The organism is Flavobacterium sp. GQ95 (genome assembly GCF_059758655.1).
Genome location: NZ_JCAXEB010000083.1, coordinates 1 through 291, shown reverse-complemented (window position 1 = coordinate 291; position 291 = coordinate 1). Strand labels below are relative to the sequence as shown.

Genomic DNA, 291 nt, shown 5'->3' with positions numbered 1-291 from the left:
CCGGGTGGAGCTGCTTATGGGCCGGCCTATTTTCTGGTGCAATATCCCGATGGTTCAACAGCCTATTATGGGTTATCGGGTTCCAGTTCCATAACCCAGTGGTGCATTTCCTATTGGGAAAATCCACAAGGGGTGCGAATCAGTTATAATTATAACTTTTCCCGTAATACTTTATGTATTGCCAACATAGATTATGGCTCTCTAAATAATGCATCTCCGATTAATCGGGTGCAGTTTATTTACAATATCAGACAAAGACCCGAACAGGCCTATGTTGGAGGAGAGAGTCTT

Annotated in this window: 1 protein-coding gene; it reads left to right on the top strand. The window is 43.3% G+C overall.

Going from position 1 to position 291, the window contains the following annotated elements; translation table 11 throughout:
- Positions 1 to 36 precede the first annotated feature (36 nt).
- The coding region (locus AC6CH4_RS26025) for a hypothetical protein (protein WP_498108249.1) at positions 37 to 291 on the top strand (255 nt) is incomplete at its 3' end.